Here is a 15,708-nt window from a genome sequence, read left to right on the forward strand (position 1 = left end):
AGAAATCTTTCAAGTAGAGTTTGTATTAGAACTTGCTCTTAACATTGTTTTTTAAGTATTCTATATAAAAACTTATCAAAGATAAAAGATAAGAAAAGAAGAAAGAGAATAAAGAAAAAAGTAAAGGAATAAAAGATTAAGTTTTATTCTTAAATTCAATCTTTCAAAGAATATTTAAATAACAATGTCCGTGATTATACAGATGTGGAAACGCCTTGCTCCATCCCGAACCAAGAAGCTAAGCACATCGTGGGTGATGATACTACGCCTTACTGGCAGGGGGAAAGTAGCTCATTGCGGACTTGTTAAATGTCTTCATTACTTACTTTATATATAAATCCTATGTTTATTTTTATTGTTGTTTTAGATGATACTTAGAATCGTGTTTAAAAAAGAGTTTGCTGCTGGTTAGGGTTTTTAGAGAGAATAGGGTGTTTTTAGGGGTTTGAAAATACTAGAAGGATAAAATTTAAAATTTTCTATGAAAAGTAAAATAAATTAAATTTTATTCACACATTCTTTAAAGACTTTTCCACGCTCTGCGTAAGAGTTGAACTGATCTAAACTTGCACAAGCGGGACTTAAAAGAGCTACTTCATTGACTCTTAAGTGATTTGAAATTTCATTTACAGCTTTAGATAAAACTTCGCATTTATAGGCTTTCAAATTCGCTTTTTTTGCATAATCAAGCATTTTTTCGGTACTAATACCTATAGCATAGAGTTCTATATCAAATCCTTTCATAAAATCAAATAAATTGCTAAGATCTACACCCTTATCATCTCCCCCTATGATAAGATGGATTTTTTTATCTTTATAGCGACTAAGTGCAGCCATTACAGCACTTTCATTTGTAGCTTTAGTGTCATTTACCCAAAGCCTATTTTGACTGTCTTTAAGCTCTTCGAGTTTATTTTTTTTCATTACAAAGCTATTTAAAAGCTTATAGCTTAAAGTATCAAGTAAAATTTTTTCTATAGCTAAAGCCATGATAGCATCGAGTAAAAAAGGACTTTTAAAGGAAATTTTTTCCGTATCAATGCCAAATTTAACAGCTAGATCTTTTTCATCTTCATAGCTTATTTTATGAGCTTTTGTTGGAGTATTTGCATAAATTTTAGGCAGTATTACTACATCACATTCATTCATTCTTTTTAAAACGCTTAGCTTATCTTGAACATAATTATCAAAACTTCCATGCCAAGAAAGATGATCAGGACTTATAGGTAAAAGTGCATAAATTTCAGGTTTAGCTTTATGAGTGTAGTGTAGGGTAAAAGATGAAGTTTCAAGTATCCAAAGTTTTGCATAAGGATTAAGCTCTGCTAAAGGAGTTCCAACATTTCCACCCATAACAGCACCAATGTGTGATAATAAATGTGTAGCCATTTGTGTGGTGGTGGTTTTGCCATTGGTTCCGCTTATCCAAACGGATTTTGGCATGATATCATAAAAAAAGTCATATTCGCTTTGTAAATTTTTTGCTTTTTGAATGAGTTTGTGCTTTGGTGGAAAACCTGGACTAGGAATTTCAATATCGCTTAAATTATCATCAAAATCATTAGGATTTAAAAGTAAATTTCCTAGTGTATCTTTTTTTGTTTCTGTAAAATGATCATCATAAATATCAAAAGGTCCAAATTTATCTACTAAATTTTCAGCAATAGCACGTGTGGTTTTTCCGTATCCAAAAAGTGAAATTTTCATTATCTTAGCTTTATTGATGCAAGTGCAAGCAAATTTGAAAGTAAGGCTATCATCCAAAAACGCACTATAATTTTATTTTCCACCCAGCCAACTTTTTCAAAATGATGATGAATAGGCGCCATTTTAAATACTCTTTTATTAAAAATTTTAAAACTTCCAACTTGTAAAATTACAGAAACAGTTTCAAGAACAAAAACAAAACCTATGAGTAAAAGTAAAATTTCATTTTTGCTAATAACGGCTAAAAATCCTATAAAGCCACCTAAAGCTAAACTTCCACTATCTCCCATAAAAACTTGTGCAGGATAACAGTTGTACCATAAAAATCCCATTAAAGCACCAATTAGCGCTGCACAAATAATCACTACTTCACCAAGTCCTTGAATTTTTGGCAAAAGTAGATATTCACTATAATTTAAATTTCCACTCAAATATAAGAATATCCCTAAAGTAGATAAAGAAAAAATGCCTGGAACTGTAGCTAAGCCATCAAGTCCATCGGTTAAATTTACAGCATTAGAGCTAGAAATTAAAACCAAAATCCAAAAAGCAATGGCAAAAATTTCCATATCAAAAAGAGGGTGTTTATAAAAAGGTATAAAAAGTTCCGTGCTAAGCTCTGAACTAAAATATAAAGGTAAGATGCAGATAAGTCCAGCGATGATTTGTGCTAAAAGCTTCATTCTTGGACTAAGTCCTGAATGATTATCTTTTTTTAGAACTTTGCCTAAATCATCTATGAGTCCTATCAAACAAAAAAGTATCAAACAAAGTAAAGCACTTATAGCAAAAATATTATCAAATTTGATACAAAATAAACTTGCGATTACTGCAGAACTGATGAAAATAAGCCCACCCATGGTTGGAGTATGGCATTTGGTTTTATGAGTTTCTGGGGCGTATTCGTAAATAGGTTGACTAGCATTTTTAGCTTTTGCCCAAGTAATAAATTTAGGCATTAAAAATAAAGACAAACATAAAGCGATAAAAAATGCAAATCCTGCACGCACACTAATATAAGTAAAAAAAGCATAATGACTTAAATCTGAAAGATAATACAAAACCTAGCCTTCTTTTTGGTTTTTAAAAGTTTAATTTTAGTAAAATCTAACCAAAAAAATTCTTATAAAAGAGAGAAAAATGAAGCAAAAATGCGTTTTAATTATTACAGATGGAATAGGGTATAATAAGAATAGTAAGTTTAATGCTTTTGAAGCAGCTAAAAAACCAAGTTATGAAAAGCTTTTTAAGGAAGTCCCAAATTCTTTACTAAAAACGAGTGGTTTAGCTGTAGGTTTGCCAGAAGGGCAGATGGGAAATAGTGAAGTAGGGCATATGTGTATAGGAAGTGGGCGTATTATTTATCAAAATTTAGTGCGTATTAATAAAGCCATTGAAAACAAAGAACTTGAAAAAAATGAGAATTTAAAAAAACTTTTAGCAAAATGTAAAAGAGTGCATATTATAGGGCTTTATAGTGATGGCGGGGTACATTCTATGGATACGCATTTTAAAGCCATGCTTGAAATTTGTGCGAAAAATGGCAATGAAGTTTTTGCTCACGCAATCACTGATGGGCGTGATGTAAGTCCAAAAAGTGGCTTAAATTTCATAAAAGATTTAAAAGAATTTTGTGAAAACTTAGGCGTGCATTTTGCTACGCTTTGTGGGCGTTTTTATGCTATGGATAGAGATAAGCGTTGGGATAGGGTAAAAGAGTATTATGAGTGCTTGTTAGGTAAGGCTTATAAAGTGCCAAATTTATTAGAATACCTACAAAAATCTTACGATGAAAATGTTACTGATGAGTTTATCAAAGCAGCTCAAAATGAGAATTACAAGGGCATGAGAGAAGAAGATGGCATTATCTTTATCAACTTTAGAAATGATAGAATGAAACAACTTGTTGAAGTGTTAAATTCTAAGGATTTTAAAGAGTTTGAACGCGAAAAAATCTTTGAAAATTTACTTACTATGAGTGTTTATGATGATAAATTTAAACTCCCTGTGCTTTTTGAAAAAGAAAAAATTGAAAATACTTTAGCGCAAGTGATTTCTAAAGCAGGGCTTAGTCAGCTTCATACCGCAGAAACCGAAAAATACGCCCATGTAACTTTCTTTTTTAATGGCGGAAAAGAAGAGCTTTTAGAAAATGAAACAAGGGTTTTAATCCCAAGCCCCAAGGTAAAAACTTATGATGAAAAACCCCAAATGAGTGCTTTTGAAGTGTGTGATGCAGTGAAAAAAGGCATAGAAAAGGGTGAGGATTTTATAGTGGTAAATTTTGCAAATGGAGATATGGTTGGACATACAGGTGATTTTAATGCTACTATAAAGGCTGTTGAAGCGGTGGATACTTGTTTAGGCGAGATTTTAGAATGTGCAAAAAAGCATGATTATGCTTTTATCATTACAAGTGATCATGGAAATTGCGAGGCTATGCAAGATGAAAAAGGAAATTTGCTTACCAATCACACCACTTTTGATGTTTTTGTTTTTGTGCAAGCAAGGGGAGTTTCAAAGATTAAAGATAATATGGGGCTGAGTAATATAGCTGCAAGCGTGCTTAAAATTTTAGACTTAGAAATTCCAAAAGAAATGAATGAGGCTTTATTTTAGTTTGTTTGCCTTTTTTATAAGAAATTTGTTAAGATTGCAATTTTTAAAATTAAACTTATTAAGGATAGATAATGAAATTTAGTGGAAAAAATGTTTTAATTACTGGAGCAAGTAAGGGAATAGGTGCTTCTATCGCAAAAACTTTGGCAGGTTTTGGGCTTAAAGTTTGGATCAATTATCGTTCAAAACCTGAACTTGCAGATGCTTTAAAAGATGAAATTATTGCAAGTGGTGGTGTTGCTGCTGTGATTAAATTTGATGCAAGCAAAGAAGATGAGTTTGAAAACGGCGTAAAAACTATAGTTGAGAGTGATGGAGAGTTAAGTTATCTTGTAAATAACGCAGGCGTTACAAATGATAAACTTGCTTTAAGAATGAAATTAGAGGACTTTAGTGGCGTTGTGGATACGAATTTAAGCTCAGCTTTTTTAGGTTGTAGAGAAGCTTTAAAAACCATGAGTAAAAAACGCTTTGGTGCTGTTGTAAATATCGCTTCTATTGTCGGAGAAATGGGCAATGCTGGGCAAGTAAATTATTCTGCTAGTAAGGGTGGAATGATAGCTATGACTAAATCTTTTGCTAAAGAAGGAGCAAGTAGAAATTTACGCTTTAATTGCGTAACTCCAGGTTTTATAAAAAGCGATATGACTGAAGTTTTAAGCAATGAAATCAAACAAACCTATCAAGATAATATCCCTTTAAAACGCTTTGCAGAGCCTGAAGAAGTAGCTAATTGTGTAGCGTTTTTACTTAGTGATTATGCCTCTTATGTGACAGGCGATGTGCTTAAGATCAATGGTGGTTTATATATGTAAGGAAAAATGATGGATTTAAAAGAAATAGCACAATTTTTAGATGATAATGCACCAGCATTTTTAGCCACTTTAGGAACTTGTGGAAATCCTAGAGTGCGTCCTATACAAAGTCCATTGCTTGTGGGAGATAAAATTTATTTTTGCACAGCAAATACAAAAGGACTTTTTAAGCATATAAAAAATTATAATGATATTGAATTTTGTTCTTGTGCAAAAGATGGGACTTTTTTAAGACTTAGAGCTAATGCGGTTTTTGAACCAAATTTAGAAGTTAAAAAAATGATGTTTAAAAAATATCCTTATCTTGTAAATCTTTATGAAACTCCGCAAAATCCAAAATTTGAAGTTTTTTATCTTGATCATTTAAGCGCTAGAATGCAATTTATGAATGGAGAATTTAAGCTTTTTAAGGCTTAATGATTTGATAATTTTATTAACTATATATTAATTAAGATAAATATTATCTTAATTAATATTAACTTTTTGTTATTTTTTTAAGGTATAATCATTCCGTTTAATTTGCAAGGAATAGATTATGATATATTGCAAAAATTTTTTAATATTTATTTTATTATATTCATCTATCTTCTTTGATTACTTATCTTATGCTTTTTTATATTTACTAAATTATAAATTTGTTTTTAATCCATTTTATATTGAAAGGAGAGTTTGTTTTTGGATTTTTGGCATGCGGTTATGTAAGATTGACTTACATTAAAAATTATTATTAATTTTTTTAAATAAGGAGAATGATATGGGTGAATTTTCTAGAAGAGATTTTATAAAAACAGCCTGTATTAGTGTAGGAGCTTTAGCTGCAAGTTCAAGTGGAGTTTATGCTTTAGATGATTCATCTAAGATGGATAAAGATATAAATTTACCTTCTTGCGATGTTTTGGTAATTGGATCAGGTGGAGCAGGTTTGTGTGCTGCAGCCGCAGTGAGAAAAGAAAATCCAAAATTAAGCGTTGTAGTAGCTACAAAGATGATGCCATCGCGTAACGCAACTTGTATGGCAGAGGGTGGAATTAATGGAGTTACTGATTTTTCTAATGGAGATTCCTATAAATTACATGCTTATGATACTATTAAAGGCGGAGCTTATTTGGTAGATCAAGATGCGGCTTTAAAATTTTGCGAATTAGCTGGAAAGGCTATTTTTAATATGGATTTTATAGGAACCTTGTTTTCAAGAAATGAGCAAGGTGGAGTAGCTCAGCGTTTAATGGGAGGAGCTTCTAAGAAACGCTGTAACTATTCTGCAGATAAAACAGGTCATATTTTAATGCATTCTTGTTTAGATGATGCTATTAGTAGTGGTGTGAAATTTTTAATGGATCATGAACTTTTGGATATAGGTGTTGTGGATGGAAAATGCGAGGGTGTCGTTTTAAGAGATATACAAAGCGGTGGAATTTATCCTGTGTTATGCAAAGCTTTGGTGATTGCTACAGGGGGATACACAAGGATATTTTATAATAGAACTTCAACTCCTTTTATTGCCACAGGAGATGGTGTGGCAGCTGCTCTTAGAGCAGGACTTGGTTTTGAAGATCCTGAGATGATACAATTTCACCCAACAGGAGTTGCAAATGGTGGAACTCTTATTACAGAAGCGGCGCGCGGTGAAGGGGGATATCTTTTAAATAATCGTGGTGAGCGTTTTATGAAAAATTACCATGAAAAAATGGAGCTTGCACCGCGAGATGTGGTTGCGCGTGCTATAGAAACAGAAATTCGTGAAGGTAGAGGTTATGGCGAGGGACTTGGAGCTTATGTTTTGTGCGATGTACGCCACTTAGGAAAAGAAAAAATTTTAAAAGATTTACCAAAAATTCGTCACACTGCAATGCTTTTTGAAAATATTGATTTAGTAGATACTCCTGTACCTATCCGTCCAACGGCGCATTATTCTATGGGTGGAATTGAAGTGGCTAAATTTGAAGATATGAGTACTAAAATTGCTGGAATTTATGTAGGTGGAGAAGCTTCTTGCATTTCTATACATGGAGCTAATAGACTAGGGGGAAATTCTTTAGCCGATGCAGTTGTAACAGGGCATTTAGCAGGCATTGGTGCGACAAATTATGCTAAAGATGCAAGTTTTGGAAAAGGGGCAAAAACTCATAAACTTGCTCAAAAATGGCAGGTTAGATTTAAAGAAATTACAAATAATGGCGGAAATGGTCAAGAAATGTATGAATTGCGAGAAGAGCTAGGAAGTCAAAATTGGGATAATATGGGGATTTTTAGAACTCAAGAAAAACTCGATCTTCTAGCAAAAAAATTAGAAGATATACAAGCGAGATATGAAAAAATTCGTATTCCAAATCCTAATGAAGTGATGAATACTGCTTTTACAGATTATGTAGAGCTTGGTAATTTGATTTTACTTTCTCGCTGTGCTTGTTTAGCAGCTAGAAATAGACTTGAAAGCCGTGGGGCTCATACTAGAGAAGATTATCCAAAGCGAGATGATAAAAATTTCTTAAAACATAGCATTGTAAATTTAGAAAATGATGAATTAAAACTTAGTTATAAAGATGTCGTGGTAACTGAGTTTTCACTTGATGGAAGGAGAGTACAATGAAAATTATCATAGATCGTTTTAATGGCAAGGAAAAATATGAACAAAGTTATGATATTGATGATAAGGATATACAAGGAAAAACTCTGCTCTCTCTTTTGCTTTTTATCAAAAAAACAAAAGATATTACTTTAAATTTTACCGCCTCTTGTCAATCTGCAATTTGTGGGGCTTGTGCAGTTCGTGTGAATGGGCATTCTTATCTTGCTTGTGATACTAAAATGCAAGATTTGTTAAAAGAATATGATAATCCTTCAAGTATACGCATTTCTCCGCTTGGAAATTTTAGAGTAATTTCTGATTTAATTGTGGATTGGGAACCTTCTATAGAAAATTTAAGAAAAATTCGTCCTGCCATGGTGGCAAAAAATGAATTTTCAGCGGAAAAGGGCTGTAAACAAAGTCAAGAAGAATTTGATCGTATTAGCAAGCAATGGGATTGTATTTTATGTGGTAGCTGTGCTTCAGAGTGTAATAAATTAGAAGCAGATAGTAGCGATTATATGCAACCTTTTGTTTTTACTCATGCTTGGCGTGCAGCGGCGGACTCTCGAGGTAAGGATCCTATGTTGCATGTAAAACCCAGCGTAATGAATGGACTTTGGCTTTGTGTTCATTGTCAAGAGTGCGCTGATCGTTGTCCAAAGGGTATAAGTTCAGTAAGTGATATAGCAAATTTAAGAGTGATGGCGATTAAAAAAGGTTTAAATGAAGGCTTAGGGCCTGATCATGCTGAAGCTTTTTATAAAGATTTAGTTGAAGGTTCAGGACGCTTGAATGAAATTTATCTTGCTTTGCGTTCTGAGGGTGTTATAGGTTCTATGGGTAAAACAGATATAGCTTTTAAACTTATGCGTGCAGGAAAAATGAATCCTATGCATGTTTTTGGCGAGGGTGAAATAGAAGGGTATAAAGATTTGGTTAAAATGATAAAGGCGGCACAAGAAGCTGCTGTTAAGGAGTAAAATATGCAAAAAGAGTACGCTTTTTTTCCAGGTTGTGTTTTATCTCAAGCTGCAAAAGAATCTAAAATTTCACTTGAAGCTATTGCACCTATTTTGGGTTGGAAGTTGAATGAAATTAAGGGGTGGAGTTGTTGTGGGGCTTCTCAAGCGCAGTGTGTTGATCCTATTGCGACTTTGGTAGCTAATGCAAGAAATATTGCTTTAGCAGAAGAGATGAAAATGCCAATGCTTACAACTTGTAGTACTTGTATGCTAACTTTAACTAAAGCAAAAAATACTCTTGATAAGGGTGCAAAAGAACGCATCAATATTTTTTTAGCACAAGGTGGAATGAAATATCAAGGTTCAACGCCTATTACAAGTCTTTTGTGGGAGCTTTATGAGGATTTGGATAATTTAAAAAGCAAGGTGAAAAAGCCGCTTTCAAATTTAAAAGTAGCTTTATTTTATGGTTGCCATAGTTTAAGACCTGAAGATGCTTTCGGTAAAAAAGAAAGTTCAACCAATCCAAAAAGTTTTGAAAGTGTAGTAGAAGTTTTAGGGGCTAAAATAGTTCCTTTTGAAAAACGCCTTGATTGTTGTGGTTTTCATGCTTCTTATCCTGCAGAAAAATCTGTGAAAAAAATGTCTAGTCAAATTGTCAATAATGCAAGTGAAAATCAAGCTGATTGTGTTGTAACACCTTGTCCACTTTGTCAAATGCAGCTTGATATCTATCAAGAAAGATTTCAAGATTATACTAATTCTAAAGCAAGATTGCCTATTATTCATTTATCACAATTAGTAGGACTTGCATTAGGACTTTCTAAAGAAATGGTTGGTTTAGATTATAATATTATTGATGCAAGTAAAATTGCATAAAAACATGGGCAAAAAGCCCATGTTTAAAGATTTAATTCCATTCTTAAAGAATGCTCCCAAAAAGCCACTTCTAAGCGTGTTACAGTATGAAAAATTTCGCTGAGTTTTTGGAATTTTTGTGCACCAACACTTGAAGTATAAGAATTAACAAAATCTTCAAATTCTTTAGCTTCATTTTGAAAATTTTCACTTCCATAGGTCAAAATCCATTCCTTGTAAGGATGATCTTTTAAATTTTCATTTTTTAAACGATTTATAATTTCAGCACCTATTTTTGCATAGCCTATAGCGCAAGCACTAAGAGCAACTAACATATCTAAAAAATCTCCATTTTCACCTACGCTTAACATATAACGCGAATAGGCTATATTGACTAAACTTTCATCTTTTATATCGAGTTCATCTGCATTAATGCCAAGAGATAAAATTGCACGATGAAGTTCCATTTCTCCTTCAACTATATAATTTTGAAATTTCATAGCAAAACGAAGTTCTTTTGCAGTATTTGAGTTAAGTGCTAATCTTGCATAACATTTTGCGTAATTAAGCAAATAAATATAATCTTGCTTGAGATAAAAAAGAAAATTTTCTTGCTTTAGGCTTTTATCTTCCAATTTTTTAACAAAATCATGATGTAGATAAGCATTCCAAATTTTTTGATTTTCTTTGATTAAATTAGAGAAAAGCATCATTTTTCCTTTATGTTTTAATATTTTATTTTCAAGTATAATGAAAAACTATAAATATTTTAAGCTTTTTATAGTAAAATACGCTTTATTTTAATTTTTTAAAGGAGAACAAATGGCAACATTTGATGATGTAAAAGCAGTAGTAGTAGAGCAATTAAGTATTGATGCAGATGCAGTTAAAATGGAATCAAAAATTATTGAAGATTTAGGTGCTGATTCTTTAGATGTTGTAGAGCTTATTATGGCTTTAGAAGAAAAATTTGAAGTAGAAATTCCAGATAGTGATGCTGAAAAATTAATTAAAATTGAAGATGTTGTAAATTATATTGACAATCTAAAAAAATAATTTTTTTTCTTGCAAGGAGCTTATTCTTGAAAAGAGTTGTAGTTACAGGTATTGGTATGATCAATGCCCTTGGTTTAGATAAAGAAAGTTCATTTAAAGCAATTTGCAATGGAGAAAGCGGAGTAAATAAAATTACTCTTTTTGATGCTACGGACTTTCCTGTTCAAATTGCAGCTGAAGTTAAAAATTTTGATCCATTAGAGGTTGTTGATGGCAAAGAAGTAAAAAAAATTGACCGTTTCATACAACTTGGAATTAAAGCAGCAAGAGAAGCAATGCAGGATGCTGGATTTAGTGAAGAATTAGATAAAGAAGAATTTGGCATTGTTTCGGCTTCTGGTATTGGAGGTTTGCCTAACATAGAAAAAAATTCCATTATTTGTTCCGAGCGAGGTCCGCGTAAAATTTCCCCTTTTTTCATACCTTCAGCACTTGTAAATATGTTAGGAGGTTTGATTTCTATAGAGCATGGACTTAAAGGGCCAAATATTTCTTGTGTTACAGCTTGTGCAGCAGGAACTCATGCTATAGGAGAAGCTTATAAAAGTATAGCTTTGGGAAATGCTAAAAAGATGTTAGTCATAGGTGCAGAAGCTGCGATTTGTCCTGTGGGTATAGGTGGTTTTGCTTCAATGAAAGCTTTATCAACTAGAAATGAAGATCCACAGCATGCTTCAAGACCATTTGACAAAGAAAGAGATGGTTTTGTCATGGGAGAAGGTGCTGGAGCTTTAGTTTTTGAGGAATATGAAGAGGCTAAAAAACGCGGTGCTACGATTTATGCTGAATTAATTGGATTTGGAGAAAGTGCAGATGCGCATCATATTACTTCACCAACTTTAGATGGGCCTTTAAGGGCTATGAAAAAAGCTTTAAATATGGCAGGGAATCCAAAGGTAGATTATATCAATGCACATGGAACTTCAACCCCTGTAAATGACAAAAATGAAACAGCAGCAATTAAAGAGCTTTTTGGCAATAATATCCCGCTTATAAGTTCCACCAAAGGACAAACAGGTCATTGCTTGGGTGCTGCAGGTGCAATTGAAGCAGTTGTTAGTGTTATGGTTTTAAGAGATGGGGTAGTTCCACCTACAATCAATCAGCTTGTAAAAGATGATGAATGTGATCTTGATTATATTCCAAATATATCAAGAAAAGTAGATTTAAAAGTGGTGATGAGTAATTCTTTTGGTTTTGGTGGCACAAATGGCTGTGTTGTATTTAAAAAAGTAGATTAATATGGCTTCTTATTTAGATTTTGAAAAAAATATTCAGCAAATTGACGAGGACATTATCAATGCTCAGATTAAAGGAGATACTGAAGCTGTATCAATTTTAAAGAAAAATCTTGAAAAAGAAATTTCTAAAACTTATAAGAATTTAAGTGATTTTCAGCGTTTGCAATTAGCGCGTCATCCAGATCGCCCTTATGCTCTTGACTATATTGAACTTATTTTAAATGACGCTCACGAAATACATGGTGATCGTGCCTTTAGAGATGATCCTGCTATTGTTTGTTTTATGGGTTATTTAGGAGAGAAAAAAATAATTGTAATTGGTGAGCAAAAAGGACGTGGAACAAAAGATAAAATCGCTAGAAATTTTGGGATGCCACATCCTGAAGGATATCGCAAAGCCTTAAGAGTAGCAGGACTTGCAGAGAAATTTCAAATTCCTATTTTATTTTTGATAGATACTCCAGGTGCTTATCCTGGAATAGGTGCTGAAGAAAGAGGACAAAGTGAAGCTATCGCTAGAAATTTATATGAATTAAGTGATTTGAAAATACCGACCATTGCTATAGTTATCGGAGAAGGCGGTAGTGGCGGGGCGTTAGCTATAGGGGTTGCAGATAAACTTGCAATGATGAAAAATTCTGTTTTTTCAGTAATTTCTCCTGAAGGTTGCGCTGCAATACTTTGGAATGATCCTGCAAAAAGTGAAGCTGCAACCAAAGCTATGAAAGTAACAGCTGATGATTTAAAATCTCAAGGTTTAATTGATGATGTGATAGACGAACCTACAAATGGTGCACATCGCAATAAAGAAGCTGCAGCAGTAGCTATTGCTGATTATGTAAAAAAATCCCTAAATGAACTTGAAAATATTGATGTACGAGAACTTTCTGCAAATCGTATGCAGAAAATTTTAAAGCTTGGAGCCTATCAAGAGGCTTAGGCTTTTACTTCGCTTTTTTAAATAATTTTATTATTTATAATTGTTATCAAAATTAAGTTAATTAAAAGTATTCTTTTTTTATACTCCAAAAATGATTTTAAATATCAAAATAATTTTTTTTTAAAGGAATTAATTTGACTCAAATCAAAAATATGAAATTTAAAAAAAGTTTACTGTGTTTTTTAATTTTATCTGGAGCTTTGTTAAAAGCAGAAGAAACATATCAACTTAATGATGTTGTGGTTAGCGCTAGTGGTTTTGAACAAGATTTGGTTGATGCGCCTGCTAGTATTTCTATCATTACAAAAGAAGAGCTTGAAAAAAAGCCAATTAAGGATATAGGGGAGGCTATAGGAGATATTCCAGGTGTAGATGTGACTATGGATAAAACAGGCACTTATGATTTTAGCATACGAGGTTTTGGTAGTTCTTATACTCTAGTTTTAATTGATGGAAAACGTCAAAGTGTTGCAAATGGGTTTTATACTAATGTTTTTAAAGGCAGTGAGTCAGGATATCTGCCGCCTTTATCTATGATAGAGCGTATCGAGGTTATACGTGGTCCAGCTTCTACACTTTATGGCAGTGATGCTGTAGGCGGTGTGATAAATATTATCACCAAGAAAAATCCTGATAAAATCGAAGCAAATATAGAATTTAATACTCTTTTGCAACAGCACTCTAATCACTATGGCAATGCGGGCGTTTTAATGCTTATGTAGCAACTCCTTTGATTGAAGATACATTATCAATTTCTGCAAGGTTGAAGTATTATGATAAGGCAGCTTCTGATTTAAAATGGCCTACACCGGTTTGGAATAATAACAATCAAAAACCTGATAATTACCAACAAAGACCTGATAATTACCAAATTGCTATTCATAGTCCAGGTGCTTTTACTAGCTTAGGTTTTGGTTCTAGGCTTAATTGGACAGTAGATGATAAAAATAATATATATTTTGATATAGAGCGATATATTAATGAAATTTCAGTGAATTCTATAAGTAGTAGGGCTATTAAAAGTGAAAAACAACTTTTTAAGGATAATATTGTTTTAAATCATGATGGTAACTATGATTTTGGTTCAACTAACTCATATTTACACAATATGGTAGCACTAAGGATAAGGAATTACATAGTCAAATTTGGGTAGGAGAAGGTAAGGTTGTTTTACCTTGGAATTTAGGTCAATACGGTAATTTAGTAAATACCTTTGGTGCAAGGATTGATTATGAGATGTTAAAAAATGATCAAGCAAGCGCAGGTAGTTAAATAAGAGGTAAAAATCTTGATCAAACCATGGTTGCGCTTTATGGGGAAAATGAGTATTTTATAACCGATGATTTGATTTTTACTACAGGTTTGCGTTATATTTATAGCAATTTGTTTGATTCTGAATTTACCCCTAGGATTTATTTGGTTTATCACTTAAATGATAATATAGCCTTTAAAGGAGGTGTTTCAAAAGGCTATAAAACTCCTTCTGCCAAGCAGTTGACAAATGGATATTATAATTATGCCAATGGCAATGCTCTTTTTGGAAACCCTGACTTAAAACCAGAAGAAAGTATAAATTATGAATTGGGTGCTGATTTTAGGGTATTTGATTTTGCACATTATTCTATCACAGGATTTATTACTGATTTTACAAATCAAATCAGTAGTGAATATTTAACAGGTATGCAAAATGGTATTAATTGTAGCAATGGCACTGTTTGTAAGCGTCCTATTAATCTTGGAAAAACACAGACTAAAGGTATAGAATTTGCATTTAATACCAAAACTTACAATGGTTTTAGCCTAAATTCAAGTTATACTTTTATGGATAATCGCTATAAAGATAGTCAAAAAAATTGGTTTGGTGGTGATAGAATAGAAAATTTACCAAGGCATATAGCAATGTTAAAATTAAACTATGAGCGAGGTAAATTTAATTCCTATATAAAAACACGAGCAAGACTCGATACTATAGCTAAAGCAAGAGTTGGTGGTAATGGTAGTTTGCCATGGCAAAAATATAAGCCTTTTTATATAGTAGATTTAGGGATAAATTATAAAATCAATAAGCAATCTAGCTTAAGTTTTGCAGTGCAAAATCTTTTTGATAAAAATTTCTTTGATCCGCAAGTTACAAGATGGGATGGGGCTAATCCTGCTGGATATGCAAATCGCTATCAAGATTATACAGAAGGAAGAAGTTTTTGGTTAAGTTATAAATATGATTTTTAATTTTTTAAGGCTTTAATCACCTTTATATTTTCAAAAAAGCAAAAATAAAGTACAATGTGAAAAATAAATAAAAGGTTTTATTATGGCGTTTAAAAATTTAAAAGAACTTTCTTTTGAAAAATCAAATTATATTAAGCCTAAGAGATTTGCTTATGAAAGTAATGGTAGGCTTTGCACTTGGGATTTTATAGAATCTAAAGATAGTGTTTCAGTGCTTTTGTATCATAAAGAATTAGAAAGTTTTATTTTTGTACGCCAATTTCGTATACCACTTTGGTATCATCAAATGCATGATAAAGATTATGTAAAAGATGATGATATGGGTTATACTATAGAGCTTTGTTCTGGGCTTGTGGATAAAAAATTATCTTTAGAGGAAATAGCAAAAGAAGAATGTATAGAAGAACTAGGATATGCTCCTAAAAATTTAGAAAAAATAGGAGATTTTTATACAGGGTTTGGTTCAGGTGTAAGCAAGCAAAGCTTTTATTTCGTAGAAGTTGATGAAAAAGATAAAATTTCTTCTGGAGGTGGAGTTGATGATGAAGAGATTGAAGCTGTTTATGTTAAGGTGCAGGATTTTGAAAAAAAATGTAAAAATATGATAAGAACGCCTTTGCTTGATTTTGCTTATATGTGGTTTTTAAAGGAAAAGTGGGGAAAATTAAAGATTATTTAGGTTAAACCTTAAAAAGGTTCAACCTAGGAT

At 32.4% G+C, this 15,708-nt stretch carries 14 protein-coding genes, 1 rRNA gene and 1 pseudogene; 13 read left to right on the forward strand and 3 right to left on the reverse strand.

Going from position 1 to position 15,708, the window contains the following annotated elements; all coding sequences use genetic code 11:
- The first annotated feature begins 186 nt into the window (after nt 1-186).
- A 5S ribosomal RNA gene (rrf, locus tag FBF20_RS02110) occupies nt 187-303 on the forward strand.
- 195 nt (nt 304-498) lie between these two features.
- On the opposite strand, the gene murD is transcribed toward rrf, so the two are convergent.
- Together murD and mraY are read right to left on the reverse strand one after the other, a co-directional pair.
- The gene (gene murD, locus FBF20_RS02115; protein WP_168952596.1) at nt 499-1,707 is read right to left on the reverse strand and encodes a UDP-N-acetylmuramoyl-L-alanine--D-glutamate ligase; all 1,209 of its coding nucleotides are present in this window, start codon (nt 1,705-1,707) and stop codon (nt 499-501) included.
- Complete coding sequence (mraY, locus tag FBF20_RS02120) at nt 1,707-2,768, reverse strand: phospho-N-acetylmuramoyl-pentapeptide-transferase (RefSeq protein ID WP_002858494.1); 1,062 nt, start codon at nt 2,766-2,768, stop codon at nt 1,707-1,709. Before mraY ends, murD begins: the two co-directional genes overlap by 1 nt.
- 79 nt (nt 2,769-2,847) lie before the next feature.
- Between mraY and gpmI the strand changes: the two genes are divergently transcribed.
- The 7 genes from gpmI (at nt 2,848) to sdhE (ending at nt 9,554) form a co-directional block, all read left to right on the forward strand.
- On the forward strand, nt 2,848-4,326 hold the full coding sequence (gene gpmI, locus FBF20_RS02125) for a 2,3-bisphosphoglycerate-independent phosphoglycerate mutase (RefSeq protein WP_002858599.1): 1,479 nt from the start codon (nt 2,848-2,850) through the stop codon (nt 4,324-4,326).
- A complete protein-coding gene (locus FBF20_RS09095; protein WP_002869268.1) occupies nt 4,310-4,408 on the forward strand; it encodes a hypothetical protein in 99 nt (32 codons plus the stop codon). The genes gpmI and FBF20_RS09095 overlap by 17 nt, the downstream gene beginning before the upstream one ends.
- Entirely contained in the window at nt 4,398-5,141 is a 744-nt protein-coding gene (gene fabG / locus FBF20_RS02130; RefSeq protein WP_002858551.1) for a 3-oxoacyl-ACP reductase FabG, read from the forward strand. Before FBF20_RS09095 ends, fabG begins: the two co-directional genes overlap by 11 nt.
- A 6-nt stretch (nt 5,142-5,147) precedes the next feature.
- A complete protein-coding gene (locus FBF20_RS02135; protein ID WP_010891857.1) occupies nt 5,148-5,558 on the forward strand; it encodes a pyridoxamine 5'-phosphate oxidase family protein in 411 nt (136 codons plus the stop codon).
- Nucleotides 5,559-5,895: 337 nt separating this feature from the next.
- The gene (gene sdhA, locus FBF20_RS02140) at nt 5,896-7,731 is read left to right on the forward strand and encodes an 8-methylmenaquinol:fumarate reductase flavoprotein subunit (RefSeq protein ID WP_168952597.1); all 1,836 of its coding nucleotides are present in this window, start codon (nt 5,896-5,898) and stop codon (nt 7,729-7,731) included.
- Complete coding sequence (sdhB, locus tag FBF20_RS02145) at nt 7,728-8,693, forward strand: 8-methylmenaquinol:fumarate reductase iron-sulfur subunit (protein ID WP_002889654.1); 966 nt, start codon at nt 7,728-7,730, stop codon at nt 8,691-8,693. The genes sdhA and sdhB overlap by 4 nt, the downstream gene beginning before the upstream one ends.
- Before the next feature lie 3 nt (nt 8,694-8,696).
- Nucleotides 8,697-9,554, forward strand: coding sequence for an 8-methylmenaquinol:fumarate reductase membrane anchor subunit (sdhE, locus tag FBF20_RS02150; RefSeq protein ID WP_002855106.1), 858 nt, complete (start codon nt 8,697-8,699; stop codon nt 9,552-9,554).
- 23 nt (nt 9,555-9,577) lie between these two features.
- Here the strand turns inward: sdhE and tenA are convergent, their stop codons facing one another.
- Complete coding sequence (gene tenA, locus FBF20_RS02155) at nt 9,578-10,246, reverse strand: thiaminase II (protein WP_002864183.1); 669 nt, start codon at nt 10,244-10,246, stop codon at nt 9,578-9,580.
- 109 nt (nt 10,247-10,355) lie between these two features.
- On the opposite strand from tenA, the gene acpP reads away from it, so the two are divergent.
- From acpP to FBF20_RS02190, 5 genes and pseudogenes are all read left to right on the forward strand, one after another.
- Complete coding sequence (gene acpP / locus FBF20_RS02160; protein WP_002854831.1) at nt 10,356-10,589, forward strand: acyl carrier protein; 234 nt, start codon at nt 10,356-10,358, stop codon at nt 10,587-10,589.
- Nucleotides 10,590-10,615: 26 nt separating this feature from the next.
- A complete protein-coding gene (locus FBF20_RS02165; RefSeq protein ID WP_002858574.1) occupies nt 10,616-11,830 on the forward strand; it encodes a beta-ketoacyl-ACP synthase II in 1,215 nt (404 codons plus the stop codon).
- Between the two features lies 1 nt (nt 11,831).
- The gene (accA, locus tag FBF20_RS02170; RefSeq protein ID WP_002858530.1) at nt 11,832-12,770 is read left to right on the forward strand and encodes an acetyl-CoA carboxylase carboxyl transferase subunit alpha; all 939 of its coding nucleotides are present in this window, start codon (nt 11,832-11,834) and stop codon (nt 12,768-12,770) included.
- Between the two features lie 143 nt (nt 12,771-12,913).
- Nucleotides 12,914-14,999 (forward strand): annotated as a pseudogene (locus tag FBF20_RS08860) (TonB-dependent receptor).
- 82 nt (nt 15,000-15,081) lie between these two features.
- Nucleotides 15,082-15,678, forward strand: a complete 597-nt coding sequence (locus tag FBF20_RS02190; RefSeq protein WP_002855131.1) for an NUDIX domain-containing protein — start codon at nt 15,082-15,084, stop codon at nt 15,676-15,678.
- The last annotated feature ends 30 nt before the right edge of the window (nt 15,679-15,708 follow it).

This window comes from Campylobacter sp. CFSAN093259, from assembly GCF_012889985.1.
GTDB lineage: Bacteria > Campylobacterota > Campylobacteria > Campylobacterales > Campylobacteraceae > Campylobacter_D > Campylobacter_D jejuni.

What these genes read in the sequence shown, in the direction of transcription:
- fabG (WP_002858551.1), top strand. Translation starts at nt 4,398, where the DNA reads ATGAAATTTAGTGGAAAAAATGTTTTAATTACTGGAGCAAGTAAGGGA.
- gpmI (WP_002858599.1), top strand. Translation starts at nt 2,848, where the DNA reads ATGAAGCAAAAATGCGTTTTAATTATTACAGATGGAATAGGGTATAAT.
- FBF20_RS02190 (WP_002855131.1), top strand. Translation starts at nt 15,082, where the DNA reads ATGGCGTTTAAAAATTTAAAAGAACTTTCTTTTGAAAAATCAAATTAT.
- murD (WP_168952596.1), bottom strand. Translation starts at nt 1,707, where the DNA reads ATGAAAATTTCACTTTTTGGATACGGAAAAACCACACGTGCTATTGCT.
- FBF20_RS02135 (WP_010891857.1), top strand. Translation starts at nt 5,148, where the DNA reads ATGATGGATTTAAAAGAAATAGCACAATTTTTAGATGATAATGCACCA.
- acpP (WP_002854831.1), top strand. Translation starts at nt 10,356, where the DNA reads ATGGCAACATTTGATGATGTAAAAGCAGTAGTAGTAGAGCAATTAAGT.
- sdhA (WP_168952597.1), top strand. Translation starts at nt 5,896, where the DNA reads ATGGGTGAATTTTCTAGAAGAGATTTTATAAAAACAGCCTGTATTAGT.
- sdhB (WP_002889654.1), top strand. Translation starts at nt 7,728, where the DNA reads ATGAAAATTATCATAGATCGTTTTAATGGCAAGGAAAAATATGAACAA.
- sdhE (WP_002855106.1), top strand. Translation starts at nt 8,697, where the DNA reads ATGCAAAAAGAGTACGCTTTTTTTCCAGGTTGTGTTTTATCTCAAGCT.
- accA (WP_002858530.1), top strand. Translation starts at nt 11,832, where the DNA reads ATGGCTTCTTATTTAGATTTTGAAAAAAATATTCAGCAAATTGACGAG.
- FBF20_RS09095 (WP_002869268.1), top strand. Translation starts at nt 4,310, where the DNA reads ATGAGGCTTTATTTTAGTTTGTTTGCCTTTTTTATAAGAAATTTGTTA.
- tenA (WP_002864183.1), bottom strand. Translation starts at nt 10,246, where the DNA reads ATGATGCTTTTCTCTAATTTAATCAAAGAAAATCAAAAAATTTGGAAT.